Origin of the sequence: Flavobacterium sp. MFBS3-15 (assembly GCF_026107645.2) — a bacterium.
Classification (GTDB): Bacteria; Bacteroidota; Bacteroidia; order Flavobacteriales; family Flavobacteriaceae; genus Flavobacterium.
On record NZ_JAPCHV010000027.1, the window covers coordinates 1 to 26,163 of the forward strand.

A 26,163-nucleotide genomic window follows, 5' to 3' on the forward strand; every position below is an offset into this window, starting at 1 on the left:
ACTTTTGATTTATTATACACACCGCAAGTTAACAAACTTGCAGAATATAGGGAGCCCTCGGGCTCCCTTATTTGTTTAAAAAATTAGAGCTGCCTCACTTTTGAGACAGCCCCTTTTATTGAATAGTTTGTAACGATTTAACCTCACAGCATATACCCCAACTGCAAAGAACCGTAGTAAAAACCGGTAATTACATTATTGGAGAGCTCCTTTCCTCGGTAATGCAGGGAATACGAAAAATTCCAATGGTCCCGGCGGTATTTTATACCCGCATCGGCATTGAACCGGAAAGGTATCAGCGGAAAAGTAACCAGGCTGTCATCGTTAAAAGGGCTGCCTTCTATAGTGGCATCATGGTTCATGTACTGTACGGTTGGGTTAAGGTACAGGAACAGGTCGCGCTTGTTCTTATAGTCTTTGTCCCTGCTTAATGTAGCACCGTGTAATGCCGACTCGTACATGGGCACCAGCAGCCCGCGCAGGCTTATCCGCGCCATAGGGCCTGCGGATACACTGGTCCATATCGTACCTGCATTAATTTCGCCCTGCAGGTGGAAGTCTATTTTTTCCTTGTATGTCTCCCTAAATATCTTATGCGAATATACAGCCTGCAGCTGTGCGGCAGGTGTAGTTACAATTTGGTACTGCCAGCCTTTAACTGTAGGGTAGCCAAAGAGATTGTGCAACCCTTCCTGAAACTCCTCGGCATATGATTCCGGACCCACTACGCCCGCCTGAAAATTGACTTTCAGTACACTTTCATTGGTGTAAAAGGTGTTGATGCCTGCTTCTGCAAAAAGGTAGCCGGCAAAGGGCCTGTCGTTCACATTAATGTCGCCCGCCCTCACCGATTGCGGATTGTAGATGTATTGGCCTATGCGGAATTCGGTAATTTTTTTTGCTACTTTTTCGTCACTCCGTTTTCCTAAATAACGATAAAAGAATTCCAGCCCGTTGGTATAATACTGGTCGTTAATAGGTGATGAATAGAGGTCATTATCAGATATGATGCCTATTTCGGCAGGTCTTTGAGCACATGCAATAGCACAGCACAATAAAGCTATGGCAATTAGGCTATTTTTCATTGCGCTGGTAATCAAGCTCTACATAACGCATCAGCTTAATGATGCGGCCTTTGCGCCTTTCGGTATATCCCGAAGAGCGTGTAGCCCTGAACTTATATGGATTGGGTAATATGGCAGCAATTCCGGCAGCTTCATTCTTCGAAAGCCCCGATGCATCCTTGTGATACCAATGCTGAGAGGCGGCCTGTGCACCATATACATACGGTCCCATCTCGATGCTGTTGAGGTACACTTCCATTATGCGTTCTTTGCTCCACAGCAATTCGATAAGCACGGTAAAATATGCCTCAAGCCCTTTGCGCACATAACTCCTGCCCTGCCAAAGAAAAACGTTTTTGGCGGTTTGCTGCGATATGGTGCTGCCTCCCTTCAGCCTTTTGCCTTTCTCATTATTGGCATAGGCTTTTTGCATGGCTTTGAAATTAAAGCCGTGATGGGTAATGAACGTGTCATCCTCACTGGCAATGACGGCCTTCTGCAGGTTGGGCGAAATCTCCTCCAATGGTGTCCAGTGATGGCTTGAGGTCATTTCCTTTCCGTCAAATTTCTGTTCCAGCGCCCTGGTTATCATCAACGGTGTAAACGGGACCGGAACAAAGCGGAACACTACCACCGATCCCACCGATAAAACAATGAACCAAAGGCAGAGTTTAAAAAAGAAACGGAAAATCTTTCGAAGCATGTTGAGGGATTTATCGCTGCGAAATTACGAATTAGTTGGATATAAATTTGCAAAGTATAAAGTAGCAATCTCATATCTCCATTTATTATATTTGAAAAAACAGATCCTATGCCTGTCATCGAAACGCCACGTCTTTACCTTAGAGAACTTGCCTCTGGCGATGCCGAATGCTTTTACCTGTTGAATGCCGACCCTGAAGTGATGCGGTTCACGGGTGATGTGCCTTTTGAGAGAATCTATGAATCAATGGTTTTTCTCGAAAAGTACAGTCATTACAAAGACTATGGTTTTGGACGATGGGCCGTAATACGGAAAGCTGACGGTCAATTCTTGGGATGGTGCGGACTGAAATATACTCCCGACACGAATGAGCACGACATCGGTTTCCGGTTTTACAGGAAATATTGGAATAACGGCTATGCTACCGAAGCGGCAAAAGCCTGCATCAAATATGGATTTTCCCAATTAGGGCTTACTGCAATTATCGGGCGTGCCATGGAGGCTAATACCGCTTCTGTAAAAGTGCTTGAAAAGGCAGGCCTTGTTTTTGAAAAAGATTTTGAAGCCGATGTCAAGCTGTGGCTTCAATTTAAGATTGAAAACGAAAAATAATTCGGGGATATCACAAATAAAAACCTGCAATACTTCGCAGCATTGCAGGTTATAATGTCCTTTAAATTCTTTTATACTAAATTATTAGCCACCAAATACTCTGCTATCTGCACCGCATTCGTAGCAGCACCTTTGCGCAGGTTATCAGCAACGATCCACATGTTTAGCGTGTTGTCCTGCGTCTCATCGCGGCGGATGCGGCCCACGAATACATCGTCCTTACCCTCGGCATAAAGCGGCATCGGGTAATCGAAAGCAGCGAGGTTGTCCTGTATGGTAATACCCGGTGTTTCTGCAAGGATATTGCGTACTTCGTTTACGTCAAAGTCATTGCTGAACTCCACGTTAACTGACTCGCTGTGTCCGCCAACAGTTGGGATGCGCACGGTAGTCGCGGTAACTTTTATCGAATCGTCACCCATGATCTTCTTAGTCTCACGGGTCATTTTCATTTCTTCCTTGGTGTAGCCGTTGTCCTCAAATACATCAATCTGCGGGATGGCGTTGCGGTGTATAGGGTATTTGTAGGCCATTTCGCCCTCAATGCCGGCATATTCGTTTTCCAATTGCTTTACTGCCTTAACACCCGTACCGGTAACCGACTGGTAAGTAGATACCACCACGCGCTCAATGTTGTACTTTTTATGTAGCGGGTTCAACGCCAGTACCATTTGGATGGTAGAGCAGTTCGGGTTGGCAATGATCTTGTCATCTTTTGTCAGTTCGCCTGCATTGATTTCAGGAACCACAAGCTTTTTCGTCGGGTCCATTCTCCATGCTGAAGAGTTGTCGATAACAGTCGTGCCTGCTTCGGCAAACTTAGGCGCCCATTCTGTCGAAGTGTCGCCACCGGCTGAGAAAAGTGCTATCTGCGGCTTCATGCTTACGGCAGTTGCAAGGCTCACCACCTTATACTTATTTCCCTTGAATTCGATCTCCTTGCCCACCGACTTCTCCGAAGCCACGGGTATTAGTTCGGCTATCGGGAAATTCCTCTCGGCCAGTACTTTCAGCATTACTTCGCCTACCATTCCGGTAGCGCCTACTACAGCAACTTTCATAATTATAAAAGGTTTAAGTGAGTGTCAAAAGTAGTAAATGAATTTGTTTTTTGCCACGAATAGCACGAATTCCACAAATTAACCTATTGGGTAGGGCTATTAAGCAAAGTTGCGCAAAGAAGGCGCAAAGATTCACAAAGAATTATATTGGGAATGAACAGACAGAACAAAAAATAACCGTCCTCATGGGACGGTTTAATTAAACATAGAATATGTAGTGTAACGGAAACGTAGTTGTTAGGACTTGGCTTTTATTGCGTCGCGGATTTCCATAAGGAGCTTTTCCTCGTTGGTAGGAGCCGGCGGTGCGGCAGGTTTGGCTTCTTCTTTCTTGCGCAGCGAGTTCACGCCTTTGATGATCATGAACAGCACGAACGCAACGATAAGGAATGAGATCACATTACTCAGGAAGTTGCCGTATTTTACCCCGGCGCCCCACGTGAGTTCCTGGATGTTTTTGAGGCCGGCGCGTTCCAGCAGCGGCGTAAGGATGAGCGGCGTGATGATGTCTTCCACCAATGATTTTACAATGGCACTGAAGGCAGCACCGATAACAACACCCACCGCAAGGTCGAGCACATTGCCTTTAAGGGCAAATTCCTTAAATTCTTTCATTAATCCCATAAGCGTATAATTTTTGGTTTGATGTAAGGCTAAGTTACAAAAGAAAATGATACAGTTTCTTCAAAAAGGCTTAAAGGGGTGTGAAATTGGGTTAAAGATTATAATATATTTGAATATTTCAAACACTAAGCAGTATGAAGGCAATATCGTTTATGATAATTATGTTTTCAAATTTAATTGCGTTACAAGCACAGGAAACTGACAAATTTGAATTGTACTTTAGCACTTACAATCATGCCGAAGGGATTGTAGACAGCTATAAAATTACAGATAAGGAGATTGTTGTAAGTGTAAAAGCGCTTATTGAAGAAAGAGATAGTATAGTTTACACTTCAAAAATAAGACAAGACGTAATTGAAAAAATTAAATCTATAAATTTTCAGTCATTAGAGAGTTACTATTACAATAATTGCATTTTGGCAACGAGCGGCAAGGAATATTTTATAGGCTTTAGGTATGGTATAATATTAAAACGAATAAGTCTTCATCACTATTATCAAAAAAATATAGGGTATTTAATTGAACTAATAAACCTTTCCGTTCCCGGAGAATATTATATTGATTATGTTAAGGCAGATACAGAACAGGGTTGTCCGTAACTACTCCTTATAAAAAACCCTCTTCACCCTCTGCGAAATACTCGTCAGTATCTCATACGGTATCGTTCCCAATACTTCGGCCATTTCCACTACGGTAGGTGAAGCACCAAAAATAACGGCCCGGTCGCCTTCTTTGCAGTTAATGTCGGTTACATCCACCATCATCATGTCCATCGAAATGGTGCCGGTTATGGTTGCTTTTTTACCGTTGATGGTTACATAGCCTTTCTCGTTGCCCCAACCCCTGCGCATGCCGTCGGCATAGCCTATGGGCAATGTGGCGATACGCATTTTCCCGGGCGCGATGAACCTGCGGCTGTAGCCAATGCTCTCGCCGGGCTCAATGTCTTTTATCTGGAGGATGACGGTTTTTAGGGTGCCGACGGTCTCGAGGCTTTTACGCTCGGTCTCATCGTTTCCAACGCCATAGAGGCCGATGCCCAGGCGCACCATGTCATATTGTGCCTGCGGGAAGTTGTAGATTCCCGAAGTATTGAGTATGTGCCGAAGCGGGGTTATTTCCAAAGCTTCCATCAACCGGGTTGACCAGCTTTCGAATTTGCCGATCTGGTCTAAGGTGAAATCCCGGTAGTCCGGCACATCGCTGGATGAGAGGTGCGAGAAAATGCTTTTTACCGAAACAAGGTTGTTGTTCTTTAACAAGTTAATGAGTTCCTCCAGCTGGTTTTCCTGGAAGCCCAGGCGGTGCATGCCCGTATCGAGCTTAATGTGGATGGGATAGTTGGAAAGGTTCTTCTGCTGTGCCACGGCAATGAACGCCCTTAATTCCCTTGCCGAATAGATCTCAGGCTCCAGGTTATAGGCTGCCATGGCAGAGAATGCGCTGCTTTCGGGGTTCATCACGATTATTGGGGTGCCGATGCCCGCGTTGCGCAATGCAATCCCTTCATCGGCGAAAGCCACACCAAGGTAATCCACCTTCTGGTGAGATAGCGCTTTGGCAATTTCGTAACTGCCGCTACCGTAGCCAAATGCCTTGACCATAACCATGACCTTGGTTTCCGATTTCAGCCTGCTTTTGTAAAAGTTGAGATTGTGCGTAATGGCGTTGAGGTTGATTTCCAAAACGGTCTCGTGGGTCTTCTCCTCAAGGAACACCACGATCTCGTCGAAACGGAAACTGCGTGCGCCTTTTATCAGTATCGTTTCATTGTCAAAAGACGATGCCTTGTAATGCGACAGGAATTCCTGTGTGGTGGGGTAAGGGTAAAAGTTCGGGAAGTCAGCCAGCTGTTTGCTGATGGTATCCCCAATGCCTATCACCTGGCTGATATTGTGCCCGGCCAGCAGTTTGGCCACCTTGGCGTAAAGCTCTTCGGTAGCAAAGCCGCTCTGGAATACGTCGGATAATATGATGGTCTTTTTGGTGTGCGTTTTGTGTTGCTCCAGGAAGTCAAGCGCAATCTTTAACGATTGGTAATCGCTGCTGTAGCTGTCGTCTATAATGGTACAGCCATTGATGCCATTTTTTACCTGCAGGCGCAGTTCGACAGGATACAGGCCTGCCATCCGCTCTTGTATGGTGTCGTGGCTGTAGCCGAAATGCAGCAATACCATCAGCGAATTGATGGCGTTCTCTACAGATGGCGCATCAGTAAACGGAACGGCAACATCAAAAGCCTCGTTGTTATATGCGATGGAAAGTATCGTGTTGCCACCTTCCTGCTGCTGTGTTACGTGTACATCAGCGCTTTCGACAAAGCTCCAGGTAAATGTTTTTATACCAGGGGCAAGCTCCTTTTCCACATCCGCGTTCTTTTGCAGGATGAGCGCCTTTACACCCATAAATAATTTGAGCTTCTCGCGAATTTTCTCCTGCCTGTCGGCGAAGCCTTCATCATGCGCGGGGCCGATATTGGTCAGTATTCCGATGTCGGGGCGGATGATGGGCTGCAGCTTTTCCATTTCGCCCACTGTCGAAATGCCCGCCTCAAATATCCCTAGGTTATGTTTTTCGTTAATACCTATGACAGATAGCGCTACGCCAACCTGCGAGTTATAGCTCTTTGGGCTCCGGATGATGTTATACTCCGGCCCCAACAGGTAATTCAGCCATTCCTTTACAATGGTCTTGCCGCTGCTGCCGGTTATGGCAATCACGGGGAAATCGTACAGGTTTCTGCAATATATCGCAAAATCCTGCAAGGCTTTCAGCGTATTGCCGACAATATAAAAATTGGCCCTGCCGCGAACGTCAACCGGGATGTGGCTTACCACGAAGTTGAGCACGCCTTTATCGATAAGGTCTTTTATGTAAATATGCCCGTCACGGTTCTGCCCGCTTAGCGCGAAGAACAGCGTCCCGGAATTATTCTGTAGAGAACGGCTGTCGATGGAAACATTGTCAATAGCCACGCCTGGGTGCATCCCTTCGAAACCGGAATGCAGGGCGGGGATTATGTTTTTTATTGGGATGCTCAAGATTAAATAGTTTCAGTATTACCGGCAGCGATATCTTTAATAATATTTGCTATGATGTTTTCAATCGTAGTGTCATTTTGCTTCAATTTCTGCCTTTTTTACAACCCCTCTATCGATATATAATGTCAGTTCGTCATCCATAGATAGAATTTGATTAATGCTAAGATACTATGTTTTTCATTAAAACCGTATCGTTTGTACTTCCTTAACCGTTTCACTGTCTTTGTCAAAAAACTCACCTACAATCACAATACTGTCACCTTTGAAAACAATACTCTCCACAAAGGAATTGCCCATTGAATAGGTTTTGTTCTTAAAAGTTACCGACTTTTTCTTGCTTCTTTTCAGGTCGATCGCCGTTGCAGCTACAGATCCGTCATTCTTATATTCCCTGTATACGAACTGCCCAAATTCAGGGTTATAACCAATGATGGCTTCAATATCCATGGCATCATCGCGACTGTTTTTTGGCAGCGCCAATATTGCCATGCAGTCGGTCGCGCACCAGTGTTCCATAAAAATATGCGTATCGTTTTCTTCCAGCAGCTGCGGCATGAACGAACCCCGGAATTGGAGTGCGTTATTGTATTTGTATACCCTTTTCACATCACCTTTCTGCCATTGGATATAGGCATCGGTATAACGCGTGGAATCATTTTTCGCCAGGTAGTGTATCTCCCAGCCGTCGCGGGTAACGGTGTCGCGCAAATTGAAATAGTTCGTATAGCTGGTGTCCTTTGCGGCAATGGGTACAAGCTGTTCGATGCCTTTAAAGTCGTTGCCATTGTAGGTCTTTCCTGAACTGTTTTTGTAAAGGCTGCAACCGGTAATCAGTAACAACAGGAGAATATATTTCATGACCAAAATTTACAAGCTTTCCGCATTCTCTGTCGTCCCCCCTTCAGAGGTCAGGGTGCTGTGCTGTCGCATCGCCTCAAAATACGCCGCCCTGCTCAATGGCTCGTATTCCTCCGTTTCGCCCAAAAGCACCAAATTGTCATTATTGGCCTTGCGGAAACTGTAATTGGCGAGGTTGCCGGTGCGGGTACAAACTGCATGTACTTTGGTCACATATTCGGCAGTAGCCATGAGTGCGGGCATCGGCCCGAAGGGGTTGCCTTTAAAATCCATGTCTAGGCCGGCCACTATAACGCGGATGCCGTTATTCGCCAGGTCGTTGCACACTGCTACAATTTCGTCATCGAAAAATTGTGCTTCGTCAATGCCTATCACGTCACAGTCCTGTGCCAGTATCCGTAACATTGATGATGAGGTTACCGGAGTGGAACGGATCTCATTAGCATCGTGCGAAACCACCATCTCCTCATGGTAGCGTGTATCAATGGATGGCTTAAAGATTTCTATCTTTTGTTTGGCAAACTGCGCGCGTTTCAGCCTGCGTATCAGTTCCTCGGTCTTGCCCGAGAACATCGACCCGCAGATGACCTCTATCCACCCGAATTGTTCTTTATGGTTAACAGTATTTTCGAGAAACATTTTGTATTTTTCTGGCTGTAAAACAGAAACATTTTCTGTTACTTTGTATAAAACAAATTTATTAAAAAAGTATTGCGCCACTCCTTACAATCCCAAAAGTTATGAAGAAAAAGTTAGAAGCCGAACTCATTAGCATAGCCCACAGAATACTAAAACTAAAGAACAGGGCCGAGCTCGACCAACTGCAGGCCGAAACGCTGAAATTGTACGAAAAGATATCGGTGCTTCGTTTCGTGGAGGATAATTTTGCCGATGTGAAGCCTACTATAGGGTATGCTTCGGCGGAAGGAAAACTGGAGGATATTTATGGGATTGAGGAAGTACCCGAAGTGCATGCCAATGAAGTAGAGGCAAAAGAATACACGGCGCGTGCCGAAAAGAAAGAGCAGGAGAAGAAAGATTCTGAAAATAAAGCCGAAAACGCCAAGCCTGAAGGCGATGCCGACCCTGAGCAAAAGGTCGAAGAATACCAGGCATCGGAGGAAGAGAAGGAGCATACCGGGGAAGAAACCGGTAAGGACGTAATAGAAGAAGAGCAACCGGAAACAGATGAGGAACCTGAACCGGTAGAGGAGCCTGCCAAAGAGGAAAAACCCGAAGAAATAAAAGAACCCGAAGCCAAAGAAGAGGATAAAGAAGGAGCTCCCGAAGAGCCGGAACAAAAAGTTGAGGTTGTAAAGCCGGAAGCCGAAGTTAAAGCCATGGAACAGGGCGCTGCTGCCGTGTTTGAAAAAGAGGACGACGCGACCATAGCTGAAGAAGAAAAAGCAGCCGATGCCGAGGTAGTGACCATTGAACCGGATGCCGCTGCAAAAACGGAGGATTCGGGACTGAGTTTCGATTTTGCTTTTGAGAGAAAACTTGCACCCGAAGAAACAAAAAAACAAAAAGAAATTTCCTTTGAAGATTTCCACGATTATAAAGAGCCTGAATTCGTAAAGAAAGACGAAAAGAAGGAAACGCCAAAGGCGGAAGAGATTAAAAAAGAAGAACCTAAAGCTGAGGAAGACGACTGGCGTAACTGGGAGCCTAATAAACAGTCTCAGTCGCAACCGGCAGAAGAGAAGAAAGAAGAGCCAAAGCCGGAAGCTGATGACTGGCGCAACTGGGAACCTAAAAAAGACCCTGAGCCTGAAGCACCAAAACTGGCTCCTGCGGCAGAACCTGCCGCACCGCGAGCCCTGAACGATGCTTTCGGTAAAACCATATCCCTGGGACTGAACGACCGCATTGCCTTTGAGAAGCACCTTTTCGGGGGGAGCAGCGAGGACCTGAACCGTGTGGTATCGCAGATCAATACACAGAACTCGTTTGACGAGGCCAAAGCCTTTATTGAAGACCTCGTGAAGCCCGATTACAACAACTGGAACGGCAAAGAGGAGTTCGAAACGCGCTTTATGGAACTGGTAGAGAAAAGGTTCAGCTAATGTCAAAATTGTACATCGTCCCAACGCCCATAGGCAACCTGGAGGACATGACCTTCCGCGCCATAAAGGTGCTTAAAGAAGCCGATCTCATACTGGCCGAGGACACCCGTACCAGCGCCAAACTATTGAAGCATTTCGACATTGCCACGCACATGCACAGCCACCACATGCACAACGAGCATAAAACGGTGGAAGGCATCGTGCAGCGCATCAGGGGCGGCGAGACCATCGCCCTGATTTCCGATGCGGGTACGCCTGCCATATCCGACCCCGGATTTTTGCTCACGCGCGCCTGTGTGGAGGCCGGAATCCCTGTGGAGTGCCTGCCCGGTGCCACGGCATTTGTCCCTGCGCTCGTCAACAGCGGCCTGCCCAACGACAAGTTCGTTTTTGAAGGCTTTTTACCCGACAAAAAAGGCCGCCAGACCCGCTTCCTGGCCCTGGCTGAAGAACCCCGCACCATGATATTTTACGTATCGCCGCACAAGCTGGTAAAGACCCTGGGGGAGTTCGTGCAGTACTTTGGCGAAGCCCGCCCCGTATCCGTTTCCCGCGAACTGAGCAAGCTGCATGAGGAAACCGTGCGCGGTACCGCAACCGAGGTGCTGGAACATTTTACGAAGAAAGAACCGAAAGGGGAAATTGTGGTGGTTGTGGGGGGGTATGTTGGGGAGAAGAGAAAAAAAGCGGAGTAGCCTATTTTATTTTTAACATTGCTTTTCGTACTTCATGCAGTTCCGGCTGGTTTTCTGTACATTGCTGTACAGCGCCTGAAAGTTTAGATTTTATAAATTCGTTATAATCTTTGCAATTTTTAAAAATATTGAATTCAATATTTTTAATGTCCCATACGATTCCCTTTTTGTATTTCCATGAATTTGCAAGGCTTGACCCTACTATACCGCCAAAACCGCCATACGCCGCACCCCGCGCCCAAATGTTGGTAAGGTTTGCTTCCAGGTAATAATAATTCTCCCCTCCCATAAGAACCCTTGCAAATGATTGTGGAAAATCTGTGTCCTGCGCCCTGTCGCTTTTATTCCTGTTGTCCAGTATCGCGCCTATGCGAAAATAAAGATGACCTTTATAGGATATAGCGAATACCCTCCTGATTTTTGACTCGTTGATTTTAATGAAGAAGCAATGATCCTCAATTGTATCTGTATAATAGTCATCTCCCCTCACCGATATTGGAATTACGGGCTCGTTATACGATGGCTTTCGCGCCAAAAAGTCTTCTTTGGTAGTATAGATGCCTTCAGGATAATTCGGCTTGTATAATGTGTCGTTGACTATTTTTGAAGGCTCAGGTTTGTTTTCATAATGCGTGCCGTCCTTATAGAGAATTTTTTGATTGTCGTCGGCAATGCTTACAATTTCTGACATTTCATAGAGTTCGCTCTTCCGGGTTGAAATGTTGTAGTACAAAACCTTTCCGTTTATGAATTGAAGCTCTCGAAAGCCTGCCATTTTGCCGTCTTTGTGTGTTACAATGCCTGAGGCTACAGGTTCTTTTTGTTGTGCGGTACATAGGGCAAATTGTAACAGCAATATGCAGTTTATGAGAAACTTGGTCATATATTGGTTTTTTTGCAAAAATATCAAAAAACCTGAAATTTCCTACCTGGTAAAATTGGCTTAGTGTTATATTTGTAGTATAAGGCAACGACTGCCACATACTTTACGTTTAATTACCAATCAAAATAATGCACCCCCTAACCTCCTCCCACCTCCCGTTCCTCAACCTATTTTTTGAAAACAGCAAAGAGCGCACGCCGGAATACATCACGCCGCTAGGGCATATCATTTACAGCGAGCTCAACCCCATTAAGGAGCGGGTGTACCTGATTATTGACATCAACACTTTCACCTATGGCAGGGATTTCAGGGCGGAGGCAGAAGTATTTGCGACGAATGAGGAGGAGTTCCGGAAATATCGCGAGGATGAAAAGGCTATTTATAAATACCACCATAACCATTTGGGAGGCGATACGGTACAGATGCTGCAGGACAAGCTTGGGCCTTTGGGCGAAGGCGAAACCTATTTTGTAGAAAGCAACTACCACAGCCATTCCAACCCGATGGAGCACGTGTACAAGCTTAAGGTGGACGATTACATTGCTACCGTTACGGAGTGGTTTTCAACACATCCGTGGGATAAAAGCAGGCTATACGAACTTGGGAACTATGTCGAGGATGACAAGCGTGTACTGGCACTGTTCAATGGCGGTGTGCAACGGGTACTGCGATGCGTCAACCTGCGTGACTTCAGAAGCTATAGCCTCGGCGAGCCGCGTACGAGCTGGTCGGATAACCAGTGGTTCAACAAATACTATGCGTCGTTGAAGGATATGGTGATACTGTCGGTAACCAATAACAAGTCGCTGCTACCCGAAGCCCTCAACCTGATCAAGGGCTACAAGTATCTGGCGGAACTCAACCTGACCGACAACAACCTCGATACCGTACCACCGGGACTTGATATGCTGGCCGACCTGAAAAGAGTCACCCTGAAACATAACAATTTTACGGACATGGGCGGCTTTACCAATCTGAAACAGATCAAAAAGCTGAACCTGCATGACAACTTCATAAACGTCATTCCGGCGGAGATTGTAAACATGGAATCGCTGGGGGTGCTGGACCTTTCGAGCAACAAGCTTACAGAATTACCGATAGAACTTCTACAACTGAAAAACCTCAAGGTGCTGAACCTTGCAAATAACCCGCTGCGACAGTTGCCGGAATGGATTGGTCAATTCACAGGATTGGAGGCACTGAACCTGATGCAGACACAGTTGGAAACAGTGCCGGAATCGTTCACGAACCTCAAAGTGAGTAGAACTGTCCACCTCAAAAAGAACTCGTTCAAGACCCTGCCTGCCGGGATGCTCGACATGGGCAAGGCGATTGACCTGGAAGAGCGCAACATTGCCCTGTACAACCCTAAAGTAAAAAAGAAGCTGGAAAAGCTGCCAAGGGGCAACGTGAAATTGAGTGCCGACCTGAACTTTAAGCTCATGGTCGTACAGTGCCTGATGTATGAGGATGAGGTGCTGCTGCCAAAGTTCGACGTGTATGAATTCGCTGAAAACTACAAGGGCCGCGAGATCGACCTTAACGAGATCAGCTATGAGATGATACCTGAGGTGAAGGCGTGGTTCGAAGACCTGGACATTCCGCTGGAACTGCTTTGGGACATTAAGGAGCTGAGGGCTTCGGGCGGCGACGAGATCTACCACCAACTGATCCCACACTGGGATGGCGAGGATGACGTATATGATGTTGTTTCGGCAGAAGATGTAAAGTACTTCCCCAACCTGAAGAAGGTCACCCTGATGGGGAATAATAAGGAGGTGGTGAAGTTTTTGCGCGCGCAGAAGATTAAAGTATCATTTGAATGATGATGAAGGCTATAAAATCCATAAGGATATGGGTATTGCTTTTTGTGGCAATTGCTTTCATGGGATGCAACCGCAACAACAATAGTTTGAAGATTAACTTTTTGAGAAGCAACAAGAATAACACTTCGACATTAAAAATCGTCAATTTTAAAGTCAGTAGTGCAGATTCGATATACGAACATTACAAGCTTCCCGCATACCACCCTCCCGGATATAATATTATTTTGGACAGCCTTCCTGATGGCGAATATGATATTGCTTTTTTTGACCTTTATGGAAATGAAAAAATTAAGAGAGTACATTTAAATGGTGCCAGGGCTGGAACAGTCAGTATCGTAATGGATTCTATTGATGCAACTGCTTTTTTTGGCAAAACACCTATGGCTAATCTCAAAAACAACAGTTTTTATAAAATTGATAAGGTGCAAGGCTGTGTTGCGTCGTTCCATGACGGATATGAGGTCGAGAAAAAAAGTGACAATATATTTATTAAGACAACAAATCAGAAAGCTCATCTGCTAACTAAGCCGGAAATAGAAAAAATTAAGCAGTTTGAAGCCGAACTGTTGTCAATAAATGGAAAAGGCATCTGCGGAGGCACGGGAATTGCTCAATATTCAATTATCACAGATAAAGATACTGTTCGGTTTTTTGACAACACCTGCAACTGGGATGGCTGGAATTACACCATCAGGCCGATACTCAATAGCAGGTTTAAAGAGTAGCCGCTACTCAATCTCCGCAACTTTCTTATACGGATATTGGTAAACTTTGAAAGTTGCATCAGCGCCAGGGTACATCTTTTCCCATTTTTTTTTGAATTTCCGGTAATACCATATTTCAGAATAGGGCAGGAGGTGTGTTTCGCCGGAACACCAGTTTTGAAGTTTCAGGCGCGAATTGCCGTCGCAGTTTCGGCTAGGGTTATTGAAATAGTTTTGGAGTTGGGGTACAGCTTCGGGATTTTGTATGCAGATATCCATGAATTTTGTCGTACCCGAATACAGGCTTGAGGAAAGCTTTTTTTCCCAATACCCTGCAAAGCTGAGTGCAGGCAGCAATCCCCAAAACAGGATAAATGCCATATTGGGGCCTTTCAATAACAGGTGAATGGAAAATGGTGTATTTTGGTTACGGTAGAAAACCACCAGGAACAAAATCATGGCTACATTCCAGGGCAATACGATCCGGTTATAGCTTATGCCCACACCGCACAGCATTAATATGATTAGAACATGCATGGCAATGAGCAGGAAGATCGGCATACTTTTATTCCGGAATGTCAATAACGCAACGCCCCCAAGTGTTTCAATTAAAGGGAGTGCCAGTCCGGGATAGTGCAGTTTCCATTCGGCTATCGTAGCACCCGACATCCTGAAAAGCCCTTTAAGGATCATGTTTTCCCAGACGGAATAGAGAAATCCGCCATTAAATTTATGCAAACCACTGTAAATGTAAATGCAGCCCATGATAAAGATAATTGCACTGTACATCGCGGCTGGATTTTTGCGGTTCAGAATGAAAACGAGCAGGAAAAACAAGAACTGGTACTCCCAGGGTTGCCATCGCAATACATCGAGCAGGCAGGAGAGGAGTATGGTAACTAACGAAATGGCCAGCAGGAATGTTTTACGCGGATAGGCCATGATAAGCAGCAACCCTGACAGGGACATGGCAAATAACATGGCATGCACTATGGGCGGGACGGCATCCAAAAATTCAAAAGGCGAAACCACAGGATATAGCCTGCCATCGGCAAACCATGCTTTGTAGCTGAACAGTTTGGTGATGATCCAAAACAGGCAGGTAATGCGAATGAGAAGCGACTGGGTATCTTTCATAATACGAATTGCTTTTCAAATGTATGAAATATCTTTAACGGAATTGTCCTTAAACTATATGCCGATATATCCCATCAATGCTTATTTTTGGGAATTCAAATTTCATTATGCGCTGGAATCTCAAACCATCACCATCACCCGAAAAAGTACAACACCTTGCCAATGCATTAAAGGTAGATGATGTAATTGCATCGTTATTGATACAGCGCGGGGTGGAAACCTTTGAGCAGGCAAGGAGCTTCTTCCGCCCTTCCCTTTCCGACCTGCACGACCCGTTCCTGATGAAGGACATGGATAAGGCAGTGGCACGTATTGAGTCGGCTATTGCCAATGAGGAAAACATCCTGGTGTTTGGCGATTATGATGTGGATGGGACCACGGCGGTTTCGTTGGTTTCATCGTATCTAAGGACGTATTACCCGAATATGGCGACCTACATCCCCGACCGCTACAACGAAGGCTACGGCGTTTCGTTTGCGGGCATTGACTACGCCGACGACAATGGCTGTACGCTCATCATTGCGCTCGACTGCGGCATCAAGTCCATTGATAAGGTGGCCTACGCCAAAGATAAAGGCATCGATTTCATCATTTGCGACCACCACCGCCCCGGCGACGAACTGCCGGAAGCTGTAGCAGTGCTCGACCCAAAGCGGGACGACTGTACGTATCCGTATGACGAGCTGTGCGGGTGCGGTGTAGGATTTAAGCTGGTACAGGCACTGGCGGGCAGGCGCGGGCAAACAATTAATGACCTCACCCCCTACCTCGACCTTGTGGCTACCGCTATCGCGGCAGACATTGTTCCCATAACGGGAGAGAACCGTGTGCTGGCAAAGTTTGGGCTGGATGTCATCAATGCATCTCCGAGACCGGGCATCAAAGCATTGGTACAGAACCTGAAACGGCAGGTGCATACTATCAGCGATGTGGTTTTTGTCATCGCGCCGCGCATCAACGCGGCGGGACGGATAAAGCACGGCAACTATGCGGTGGAGCTGCTCACGGAGTTTGACCTGGGCCAGGCAGAGGAATTTGCTGCGCAAATAGAATCGCTGAATGCGGACCGGAAGGACCTCGATAAGCAGATTACCCTCGAGGCGCTCACGCAGATAGACGAGAACAAAGACCATGATAAATTTACCACTGTAGTGTACCGTGAAAACTGGCATAAGGGCGTAATAGGCATTGTGGCATCGCGGCTTACCGAAACTTACTACCGCCCTACCCTTGTATTTACCAAAAGCGGCGATAAGCTGGCGGCATCGGCACGTTCGGTTAAGGACTTTGACATCTATAATGCCCTTGAAGCCTGTGCTGAACATTTGGAGCAGTTTGGCGGGCACATGTACGCTGCAGGGCTTACGCTGCCGGAGGAGCAGTACCCGCTGTTCCGTGAAAAGTTTGAGCAGGTGGTGGCAGAAACCATCGACCCGGAGCTGCTAACCCCCGAAATTAGCATCGACGCAGAAATCAGCCTTGCCGACATCACCCCGAAATTCTTCCGGCTAATAAAGCAGTTCGAACCCTTTGGCCCGGGCAATATGACACCTGTGTTCATGACCCGCAACTTAAAGGACACGGGCTTTGGCAAACCCATCGGCAGTGATGAAAGCCACCTAAGGCTGTTTGTACGCCAGGAAGTATCGGAAGGGTTTGCGGCCATCGGTTTCGGCCTGGCATCGAAAATGGATTTGGCCTGCAGCGGCGAGGCTTTTGAAGCAGCCTATTCCATCGATGAGAACGTATGGAAAGGGGAGACAAGTTTGCAGTTGAGGTTGCGGGACATAAGATGTGAGGAAAATTCCAAATGACAAATAACAAATTCCAATTTGAAGATGTGGAACTCGGATGGTTGTTCCATTTAAAAAAATAGTTATCTATTTAGAATCATTTTAAATAAATGTTTATTTTTGCTCAAAATAAAGCATAATGAGGGAAGTTGAACAAATTTATTACAACGAGTTTGGTGTGGCATTCCATTGGAAGAAGAACGATGTGGTGCTGAAGGAGAAAATACAATTAGTTTTCAAGGAAACCGGGTTCTATTTTACTAACCGTGAAATAAGGGACTTTGCGCTGATCATCGACGAAACGTTCGACGAACTAGAATCCTGCTTCGGATGCCACAGGCACTGCCACAAATTCCTGCTTAAAACCCCATTGCAGCAGATAGACCTGGCAGTGACCCGCAGCGAGCTGAAACGCATTAAAGACCTTGTAGAGGGAACGCTTTTTAGAATGGGACTACACAATTATCTTGAAAATGAAGGCAGGAATTAAGCCTCTTCCGGCTTATACTCTTTAAGCTCAAAACTGTCCCCGTCGAAAACGCCAAAGGTAAAATAGCCAATCCAGTCACCCAGGTTGATATAGGATGAATTTTCCCCTACTTTAATGACCATGGGCAGGTGGCGGTGCCCGAAAACAAAGTAATCGTAATGTTTGGATTCCAGCTTGCGCTTTGAGTAGAGTACAAGCCACTCATTCTCCTCACCCAAAAATTTCACATCGGCATCACCCGAAATTAGCTTATTCTTAACAGAAAGGTACTGTGCGAGCTTCACGCCAATGTCGGGGTGCAGCCATCGGTACAGCCATTTGGAAAAGGGATTGGTAAACACCTTTTTCATTCGTTTGTAGCCTTTATCGCCGGGGCCAAGGCCATCGCCATGCCCAATGAGGAACACCTTATTATTATAGGTGAATTCTTTTGGTTTATGGTAAACGGGAATGTTGAGCTCCTTTTCGAAGTAATCGCCCATCCACAGGTCATGGTTACCGGTAAAAAAATGGATTTCGATGCCACTGTCGCGCAATTCGGCCAGTTTGCCAAGCACACGTACAAAGCCTCGAGGCACTACAGTCTTATATTCGAACCAGAAATCGAACAGGTCGCCCAACAGGAAAAGTGTATGGCAATCGGTTTTTATCATGTCCAGCCAGGCGACAAATTTTTGCTCGCGGGGGTAACTGTCCTGAGGTGTCGGGGCACCAAAATGCTGGTCGGAGGCGAAATATACCTTATTTGGCTTTTGCATACGCAAAGATCATTATTTCCATCAAATATAGTAAGAGTATTGCGTATTTAACTATATTGTTGAATAATCAATATAAAACTAGAGGAGTTTTATATTCATAACAAAAGCTTTAAATTTTGTTTTTTTTAAATAAACAATGAATAATCGTTAACATATTAAGTCATAAGTTAAATATTTTTGTTTATTTTCGAGAACTTAAACATAAACTACTAAATATAATTCTATGAAAAAAATTACCCTATTATTTTTCATGTCGTTGCTTTCCTGGTGTGGCTACTCCCAGCTCGCACTGGAGACCTTTGAGAGCAACGGAACCAACCTGCCTGCCGGATGGCAGCGGATAAATGTCCTGGGGATAGCGCAGCAGTGGAATGTTGTGGCGCACAACCCCGTGACTACCCCGGCTTACGGCGGATCAGGACATGTTGCTTTCATGCAGCGGGAGAATGTTGTGAGCGGTACCACTGAGGACTGGTTGGTAACAAAGCAGTTCAACTACCTGCCCAACATGCAGCTGCGGTTCCAGTCGAGGCTGACAAACCTTGGCGATGATGGCACCACTTATGGCATTAAGATTCATACAGGCAACACGCCATTAGACACTTCGTCCTATACAGACCTGGTGCCTACGATGAGCGAACTTGTGCTGAATCCTGACCCTTTCCAAACCGATTATCTGGAAAAAGTATTCAACCTGCCGGTCCTGCCTGCGGGAACACAGGTTTATATCGCATTTGTAATGTATGGCGACAATGGCGACCGTTGGCTAATCGACAACGTAATGGCTGTACAGCAGTGCCTTGACGCTACCAACATAACGGTACAAAGTGTTGGCCTTAACCAGGCAGTAATCAACTGGGGTAACCCGGGCAACGTGAACAACTGGCTGATTGACATTGTTCCTGCAACATCGGCACCAACCACCGTAGGTTATGCATATGCTGGGCTTCCGCCTTTTACAGCTACAGTGGACAGCGCCGGAAACCCGCTGCAACCCAACACCGATTATAAGATATATGTAAGGCCGAATTGTGGCGATGGCAACCTGGGCAACTGGTCCCTGCCCGTCAACTTCAGCACGGTGGCGCTTGGAGAAAACTGTAGTGCGCCAATCAACATTGCGACGCTACCTTACTCTACCACTGACAACACAAGCAACTATGGAGACACAGTGGATGGAAGCCCGGGTTCTTCGGGATGTACAAGCACTAACGGCTACCTTAACGGTAATGACGTGTTTTATACCTATACAGCACCTGCAAACGGCATCATCAGCATTGACGTTACAAACAACGGTGCCTATTCTGGTATTTTCGTATACACAAGCTGTACTAACGTGGGGTCTGCATGTGTAGGCGGTGCCACAACAGGCGGTACACCGGCACCGCTTTCGATACCTAACTTTGCTGTTACTGCGGGCACCACCTATTACTTTGTAATATCTACATGGGCGACACCGCAGACCACTCCTTATACATTGACTATCCAACAGGTAAACTGTCTGCCTCCTGTAGGCTTGCAAACAACAGGCCAGGGACTTACATCGGCACAGCTTTCATGGACCAACCCGAGCGGCGCTACCTCATGGCAGGTGGTTGTACAGGATCCGGGCGACGGAATACCTTCCGGAGCAGGACTTACTGTAAATACCAACACGAACTACCTTGCTACTGCTGAATTTGACGGAACACCACTTGTAGGCTCTACTCCTTATGAGTACTATGTAAGGGCAGACTGCGGCAATGGCACTTTCAGTGCATGGGCAGGGCCTTATGCCTTCAACACTACGCTATGTGAAGCAGTTAACCAGTGTAACTATACCTTTGTAATGACCGACAGCTGGGGTGACGGATGGAATGGCAATACCATGACCATTTCTCAAAACGGTATTGCCGTAGCAACTATCGGTGCCACATTTACTGGAGGCCTGGGCCCGGTATCGGTAACTGTACCGGTATGTACAGGATTGCCACTAACCCTGTTCTGGAATACAGGCGGTGACTTTCCTGGTGAAGTTGGTGTTTCCATAGTAAACAACTTTGGGCAAACCATTTATACCAAACCGGCTGGAACAGGTGGACAAGGCACACAGCTTTATACTACCAACGTAAACTGTACAACGCCTCCATGCCTTCCTCCGGGCGGCCTGAATGTATCTGAAATTTCCACCACTTCGGTAGATATCGAATGGGCAGGGCCTACCACAGGCAACTGGGATTATTATGTAGTACCTGCAGGCAGCCCTGCACCTACATCTTCCACTACAGGTATCAACACTACCTCTAACCCTACCACCGTAAGTACAGGCCTTGTTGCCGCAACCAACTACGTTTTCTATGTAAGGGTTGTATGTGACGGAACAACAAACAGTACATGGGCGGGTCCATTCCCGTTCACAACTGCTGTCTGTCCTCTTGAAGAGCAATGTGTGTACAAATTCATACTAACCGACTCATGGGGTGACGGATGGAACGGCAACACCATGAATGTCATCCAGAACGGTGTAACCGTTGCAGTATTAGGATCAAACTTCACCACCGGTACAGGACCTGTTACGGTAAACGTAGCCATGTGTCACGATGCACCATTCCAGCTATTCTGGAACTCGGGTGGAGGCTTTCCCGGTGAGGTTGGCGTATCGATTGTAAACGGAGCTCCGTTCAACCAAACCCTCTATACCAAGCCTGCAGGGACAGGCTCACAAAATACGCAACTCTATTCAGGAACTATTGATTGTGAAAACCCTGCGTGTATAGCACCGACCGGACTTGATGCTTATGACTTTACAACAGACTCAGCCATGCTTGAATGGGACGGACCTGCAACAGGAAGCTGGCAGGTATATGTTGTTCCGGCAGGCGACCCGGCACCGACAGATACTACCCCGGGCCTGCCTGTAACAACAAATCCGGTACAAGTAGATCTTCCTACACCGGGAACAAACTATGAATACTATGTAAGGGTAATGTGTGACCCTACAAACGGAAGTGACTGGGCCGGACCGCATGAATTCAACAGTATGATATGTGAGCCGGAAGAGCAGTGTAACTACATATTTGAAATGACCGACTCATGGGGTGACGGATGGAACGGCAATACAATGACCATCTTCCAGGGCGGAGTTCCGGTAGCAACAATCGGCTCTACCTTCACTGGAGGCACAGGTCCTATAGCTGTGGAAGTTCCGCTATGTCCTGACGTTGAATTTGAATTGTTCTGGAATGCAGGCGGTGGATTTGCCAATGAAGTCGGCATTACCGTTTATACTCCTTTTGAAGAAGATGTATATACCAAAGCTCCGGGAACAGGTGCACAAAATACATTACTATATACCGGTGAGGCAGATTGTACTCCTCCACCATGCCCTAAGCCACAGGATCTGTTTACAGATGCACTGGATTTGACCTCTGCAGACCTTAACTGGACGGAAGTTGGCTCAGCTACAACATGGGAAGTATATGTTGTGCCTATCGGGTCTCCTGCCCCGCTACCTACAGATTCGGGAACATCTACTACCGAGATGCCATATATCGCAACTGAAACGGTGGATGGTGATGAACTTACTTCGGGTACTACCTACGAGTGGTATGTAAGGGCTATTTGCGGCGAAGAAGATGGAAACAGTAACTGGTCCGGACCAATTGTATTTACAACCCTCATTGAAAATGACGATTGTGCAAATGCTATAAATGTTGGAACAAACCCCGGGCTTGACTGTGACATTTTTGGTACAGGAACGCTTACAGGCGCGACAGGCTCTACGCAAGCACAATCGTGCGTTACATGGATGGATATTGAGTATGATGTATGGTATTCATTTGAAGCAACTGCAACTACTCACGCTGTAAACATCAATAACCAGATTGGCGCATTTTTCCAAACGGTAATTTATGAGGGCGACGATTGTGGCACACTTTCACAGCTAGCCTGTGGTGACGATAGTGAAACCGTATCAGGCCTTACAATTGGGGAAACCTACTATGTAAGGGTGTATACAACATTTATGGATCCAACTGATGTAACCAGCTTCGAAATATGCATCAATACGCCTCCGCCACCAATCAGGGTGTCGCAGGACGAATATACTGTAGAAGAACTGGTAGAAGACGTGCTGATAGGCAGCGAGTGTGCCCAGATAAGCAATGTGCAGTCGGGCACAGGAACGTCGATAGGCGTTAACGGTATCGGGTACTTTAACCAGAACAATTCTACATTCCCAATGGCAGAAGGTATCGTACTTGTGAGCGGTGATGCGATGAATGCTCCGGGGCCAAACGATTTCCCTGCGGGATGGTTTAACGATTTCCCGGGATGGGCTGGAGATGCCGACCTGGAAGAAGCCGTAGGCCTTCCGGCAGACAACAGTAACGATGCCAGCTGGATATCTTTCGACTTCGTAACGATGACCGATGAACTGAACTTTAACTTCCTGTTTGCTTCGGAAGAATATAACGCCGGCTTCTTTGAGTGCTTTTACTCCGATGCGTTTGCGTTCATCCTAACCGACCTTACAACGAACGTTTCGACCAACCTTGCAGTACTGCCGGGCACATCGATACCCATCCAGGTAACCAACATTCACCCGGACAACCCAAGTTGCGATGCTATAAATGAAAGTTATTTCGGACAGTATAATGACGGATTGTTTGACCCTATCAATTTCAACGGCCAGACTACTATAATGACGGCCACATCGCCGGTTCAGATCAACCACGCTTACAACATCAAGATTGTTATAGCCAATGCAAGTGATAACAGCCACAACTCGGCAGTATTCCTTGAGGCAGGAAGTTTCGACTTTGGCCAGCCAAACCTTGGAGATCCGTCGCTTGAGTCTGAATTAACCGCAGTTTGTGCCGGAGGCTCAAGGCTATTGGATACTGACCTAGACTACCCTGAAAACTTTGAATTTGTATGGTATCAGGATGACGAAGTGATAGTGGGTGCTGATGGCCCAACTTATCTTGTGACGGAAGAAGGCGAATACAGGGTTGAAGCCACCTATCTGGGCGCTTCGGTTGAATGTACTTCTGAGGCCTCGGTTGTTGTAGAGTTCTTTGATCCGGTTGAAGACCTTACAAATGCACCTGACCTTCTCGCAGTATGTGATCCGGACGGTTACGCAACATTTGACCTAACCGAGAACACAGATGTCATACTTGAAGGCGTTACAGGTACTTATAACGTTTACTACTACCTTACAGAGGCAGATGCTGAACTGGGCGATCATTTGGCATCCATTGCAAACCCTGAGGCATTCACAAACACAATTCAGTTTGAGCAAACCATTTGGGTAAGGATTGAATTTATACTGGCAAGCGGAGAAATATGCAGTGGAGTCAAATCCTTTGATGTGAGGGTAGAAGACAATACCCCGGAATTTACAATTACAGAGGACTTCTCTATATGTGAAGGTACCGAAGGTACAATTACGGTTACACCAACCAACTATGATGGTGCAGATGCAACGTATGTTTGGACGCATGACGGTGATCCGTTCGCAGGAACAGGAAACACCATTACCGTAACTGAAGCCGGTGAGTATGAGGTTACAGTAAACACAGGCTGTGTTGCAACATCTACTGTTGTAGTAATCACAACTCCTGTACCGGTGGCTGACGACCCTGCAGACGTAACCATTTGCGGCAGCTATATACTGCCTGTGCTTACGACAGGTAACTATTTTACAGGCACTGGCGGAACAGGAACTCAGCTTAACGCAGGTGAAACGATTACATCTACACAGGACGTATTTGTATTCGCCGAAAGCGGAACAACACCAAACTGTACCGATGAGAATGTGTTTACGGTAACTATAGTTCCAAATCCGGTTGTAACTACACCGGGCGACGTTTCGGCTTGTGTAAGCTACACGCTGCCTGCCCTTGCAACAGGTAATTACTTTACAGGAACAGGAGGAACAGGAACACAGCTTAACGAAGGTGAGCTTGTAACAACTTCGCAAACCATATACGTATATGCGGAAAGCGGAACTACACCAAACTGTACTGCAGAAGAAAGCTTTGATGTTACAATAACTGACTCTGTAGAGGCGGATGCTCCTGCCGATGTAACGGCTTGTGACAGCTATGTGCTTCCTGCACTTAGCGCTGACAATAACTATTACACTGAAGCTAATGGTGCCGGAACGCTCCTGAATGCAGGCGATGTAATCACATCTACCCAGGAAATCCACGTGTATGTAGCAACGCCTACGACACCAAGCTGTACTGATGACAATGTGTTTACGGTAACTATTGTTCCAAGCCCTGTAGCAGTGACTCCGGGCGACCAATCGGCTTGCGACAGCTATGTACTTCCTGCACTTGCTGCCGGCAACTATTATACCGGTACGGGCGGAACGGGAACTATGCTTAATGCAGGCGATACGGTAACATCTACACAAACAATTTTTGTACTTGTAGAAACAGGAACAACACCAAACTGTACAGGTGAGGCAAGCTTTACTGTAACTATAATCCCTTCACCTGTAGCAGATGCTCCTGTTGATGTAACATCGTGCGACAGTTACGTGCTTCCTGCACTTAGCCCGAACAATAATTACTATACAGGTGCCAACGGTACCGGAACTATGCTTAGTGCCGGCGAAACGATTACAGGTACACAGCAAATACACGTATTTGCCACAACAGGCACTACACCAAACTGTACAGACGACAATGTATTTACAGTTACAATAGTACCAAGCCCTGTGGTAACCACACCTGGCAACCAGACAGTATGCGACAGCTATGTGCTTCCTGCACTTACTGTAGGTAACTACTTTACAGGTACTGCGGGTACAGGTACCCAGCTGAATGCCGGTGAAACCGTAACTACCTCACAGACTATTTATGTGTATGCGCAGAGCGGCACTACGCCAAACTGTACAGATGAGGACATGTTTACTGTAACAATAACAACTTCTCCTGTGGCCGATGCCCCTGGCGATGTTGCTTCATGCGACAGTTATGTACTCCCTTCACTGGGTGTTGGTAACTACTATACAGGTCCGGGCGGAACAGGTACGCAACTTGCAGCGGGATCGACAGTATCTACTACTCAGACACTGTATGTATATGCACAGACCGGTACTACGCCAAACTGTACAGATGAGAACAGCTTTACCGTTACCATCATCCCTACGCCAACGATAGCCATTACCGAAGGTTGTAACGAGGATAATGTGTATGTTCTTGAAGCGATCTTTACAGATGAGCTTTATACTCCGGACAATGTAACATTTGCATGGACTGATGCATCAGGTAATTCATTAGGTACTGATTCTTCAATTATCATTAATGCAGGAGGTACGTATTATGTAACAGTGACTCCTTATGGTGATACTGACTGTCCTGTACCTGGCCAGATAACTGTTATTGATACTACTTGTGATGTTCAGCGTGGTATATCTCCGAACAACGACGGCAAAAATGATGGCTTTAACCTTACTGCACTTGACGTAAGGAAACTGAGCATCTTCAACCGTTACGGAGCAGAGGTTTACAGCTTCAAAGGCGCTTATACTGACCAATGGGAAGGTCAGGGCAAAGGCGGCGAAGATCTGCCTACCGGTACGTACTTCTACATGATAGAACGTGCTAACGGTGAAAGCAGGACCGGATGGGTTTATATCAACCGCGAAAATTAATATAAGGATGCAGGATATCCCCTCCCCACATTAGTGGGGAGGGAATTATCCTTATCGCCCCAAACTAAATTAAGAGAAACACACATGAAGAAATTATACCTTGCAGCATTATTGGCTCTGGGTGGGTTGGCAGATGCGACAGCGCAGCAGGACCCGCACTACACGCAGTACATGTACAACATGAATGTGATCAACCC

Annotated in this window: 20 protein-coding genes; 10 read left to right on the top strand and 10 right to left on the bottom strand. The window is 46.4% G+C overall.

Going from position 1 to position 26,163, the window contains the following annotated elements; all coding sequences use genetic code 11:
* Positions 1–143 precede the first annotated feature (143 nt).
* Together OGH69_RS17495 and mtgA are read right to left on the bottom strand one after the other, a co-directional pair.
* Positions 144–1,085 carry a lipid A deacylase LpxR family protein gene (locus OGH69_RS17495; RefSeq protein ID WP_265175793.1) on the bottom strand — a complete coding sequence of 314 codons (942 nt, stop codon included), beginning with the start codon at positions 1,083–1,085 and terminating at the stop codon, positions 144–146.
* Positions 1,075–1,767, bottom strand: coding sequence for a monofunctional biosynthetic peptidoglycan transglycosylase (mtgA, locus tag OGH69_RS17500; protein WP_265175794.1), 693 nt, complete (start codon positions 1,765–1,767; stop codon positions 1,075–1,077). Before mtgA ends, OGH69_RS17495 begins: the two co-directional genes overlap by 11 nt.
* A gap of 108 nt (positions 1,768–1,875) precedes the next feature.
* Here mtgA and OGH69_RS17505 point away from each other — a divergent pair, with 108 nt between their 5' ends.
* Entirely contained in the window at positions 1,876–2,379 is a 504-nt protein-coding gene (locus tag OGH69_RS17505; RefSeq protein WP_265175795.1) for a GNAT family N-acetyltransferase, read from the top strand.
* 71 nt (positions 2,380–2,450) lie between these two features.
* Here OGH69_RS17505 and OGH69_RS17510 read toward each other — a convergent pair whose 3' ends face one another.
* Together OGH69_RS17510 and mscL are read right to left on the bottom strand one after the other, a co-directional pair.
* Complete coding sequence (locus OGH69_RS17510) at positions 2,451–3,440, bottom strand: aspartate-semialdehyde dehydrogenase (protein ID WP_265175796.1); 990 nt, start codon at positions 3,438–3,440, stop codon at positions 2,451–2,453.
* A gap of 237 nt (positions 3,441–3,677) precedes the next feature.
* A complete protein-coding gene (mscL, locus tag OGH69_RS17515) occupies positions 3,678–4,064 on the bottom strand; it encodes a large-conductance mechanosensitive channel protein MscL (RefSeq protein WP_265175797.1) in 387 nt (128 codons plus the stop codon).
* 134 nt (positions 4,065–4,198) lie between these two features.
* On the opposite strand from mscL, the gene OGH69_RS17520 reads away from it, so the two are divergent.
* On the top strand, positions 4,199–4,663 hold the full coding sequence (locus OGH69_RS17520; RefSeq protein WP_265175798.1) for a hypothetical protein: 465 nt from the start codon (positions 4,199–4,201) through the stop codon (positions 4,661–4,663).
* Here the strand turns inward: OGH69_RS17520 and OGH69_RS17525 are convergent, their stop codons facing one another.
* The 3 genes from OGH69_RS17525 to OGH69_RS17535 all read right to left on the bottom strand — a co-directional run bounded on the left by OGH69_RS17525 (position 4,664) and on the right by OGH69_RS17535 (position 8,602).
* Positions 4,664–7,105 carry a bifunctional UDP-N-acetylmuramoyl-tripeptide:D-alanyl-D-alanine ligase/alanine racemase gene (locus tag OGH69_RS17525; RefSeq protein WP_265175799.1) on the bottom strand — a complete coding sequence of 814 codons (2,442 nt, stop codon included), beginning with the start codon at positions 7,103–7,105 and terminating at the stop codon, positions 4,664–4,666.
* Positions 7,106–7,285: 180 nt separating this feature from the next.
* Entirely contained in the window at positions 7,286–7,963 is a 678-nt protein-coding gene (locus OGH69_RS17530) for a hypothetical protein (RefSeq protein WP_265175800.1), read from the bottom strand.
* A gap of 9 nt (positions 7,964–7,972) precedes the next feature.
* Positions 7,973–8,602 (bottom strand): thymidine kinase, encoded by a 630-nt coding sequence (locus tag OGH69_RS17535; RefSeq protein WP_265175801.1) that lies wholly within the window; start codon positions 8,600–8,602, stop codon positions 7,973–7,975.
* A 101-nt stretch (positions 8,603–8,703) separates the two neighbouring features.
* Between OGH69_RS17535 and OGH69_RS17540 the strand changes: the two genes are divergently transcribed.
* Together OGH69_RS17540 and rsmI are read left to right on the top strand one after the other, a co-directional pair.
* Complete coding sequence (locus tag OGH69_RS17540) at positions 8,704–10,029, top strand: hypothetical protein (protein ID WP_265175802.1); 1,326 nt, start codon at positions 8,704–8,706, stop codon at positions 10,027–10,029.
* Positions 10,029–10,724 carry a 16S rRNA (cytidine(1402)-2'-O)-methyltransferase gene (gene rsmI, locus OGH69_RS17545; protein ID WP_265175803.1) on the top strand — a complete coding sequence of 232 codons (696 nt, stop codon included), beginning with the start codon at positions 10,029–10,031 and terminating at the stop codon, positions 10,722–10,724. Before OGH69_RS17540 ends, rsmI begins: the two co-directional genes overlap by 1 nt.
* 1 nt (position 10,725) lies before the next feature.
* On the opposite strand, the gene OGH69_RS17550 is transcribed toward rsmI, so the two are convergent.
* Positions 10,726–11,607: a hypothetical protein gene (locus OGH69_RS17550; RefSeq protein WP_265175804.1), complete on the bottom strand. Its 882-nt coding sequence runs from the start codon at positions 11,605–11,607 to the stop codon at positions 10,726–10,728.
* Between the two features lie 128 nt (positions 11,608–11,735).
* Between OGH69_RS17550 and OGH69_RS17555 the strand changes: the two genes are divergently transcribed.
* Together OGH69_RS17555 and OGH69_RS17560 are read left to right on the top strand one after the other, a co-directional pair.
* Entirely contained in the window at positions 11,736–13,433 is a 1,698-nt protein-coding gene (locus tag OGH69_RS17555) for a leucine-rich repeat domain-containing protein (protein WP_265175805.1), read from the top strand.
* Positions 13,430–14,158, top strand: a complete 729-nt coding sequence (locus tag OGH69_RS17560; RefSeq protein WP_265175806.1) for a hypothetical protein — start codon at positions 13,430–13,432, stop codon at positions 14,156–14,158. The genes OGH69_RS17555 and OGH69_RS17560 overlap by 4 nt, the downstream gene beginning before the upstream one ends.
* Positions 14,159–14,161: 3 nt before the next feature.
* On the opposite strand, the gene OGH69_RS17565 is transcribed toward OGH69_RS17560, so the two are convergent.
* Complete coding sequence (locus OGH69_RS17565; RefSeq protein WP_265175807.1) at positions 14,162–15,274, bottom strand: hypothetical protein; 1,113 nt, start codon at positions 15,272–15,274, stop codon at positions 14,162–14,164.
* 107 nt (positions 15,275–15,381) lie between these two features.
* On the opposite strand from OGH69_RS17565, the gene recJ reads away from it, so the two are divergent.
* The gene (recJ, locus tag OGH69_RS17570) at positions 15,382–17,088 is read left to right on the top strand and encodes a single-stranded-DNA-specific exonuclease RecJ (RefSeq protein ID WP_265175808.1); all 1,707 of its coding nucleotides are present in this window, start codon (positions 15,382–15,384) and stop codon (positions 17,086–17,088) included.
* A gap of 118 nt (positions 17,089–17,206) precedes the next feature.
* Positions 17,207–17,557, top strand: coding sequence for a hypothetical protein (locus OGH69_RS17575; RefSeq protein ID WP_265175809.1), 351 nt, complete (start codon positions 17,207–17,209; stop codon positions 17,555–17,557).
* Here the strand turns inward: OGH69_RS17575 and OGH69_RS17580 are convergent.
* Positions 17,554–18,315 (bottom strand): UDP-2,3-diacylglucosamine diphosphatase, encoded by a 762-nt coding sequence (locus tag OGH69_RS17580; RefSeq protein WP_265175810.1) that lies wholly within the window; start codon positions 18,313–18,315, stop codon positions 17,554–17,556. The two genes, OGH69_RS17575 and OGH69_RS17580, sit on opposite strands and share 4 nt — an antisense overlap.
* Before the next feature lie 223 nt (positions 18,316–18,538).
* Between OGH69_RS17580 and OGH69_RS17585 the strand changes: the two genes are divergently transcribed.
* Both OGH69_RS17585 and OGH69_RS17590 read left to right on the top strand, forming a co-directional pair.
* Positions 18,539–25,966 carry a choice-of-anchor L domain-containing protein gene (locus tag OGH69_RS17585; RefSeq protein ID WP_265175811.1) on the top strand — a complete coding sequence of 2,476 codons (7,428 nt, stop codon included), beginning with the start codon at positions 18,539–18,541 and terminating at the stop codon, positions 25,964–25,966.
* Between the two features lie 84 nt (positions 25,967–26,050).
* On the top strand, positions 26,051–26,163 hold a 113-nt coding region (locus tag OGH69_RS17590; protein ID WP_265175812.1), incomplete at its 3' end, for a type IX secretion system membrane protein PorP/SprF.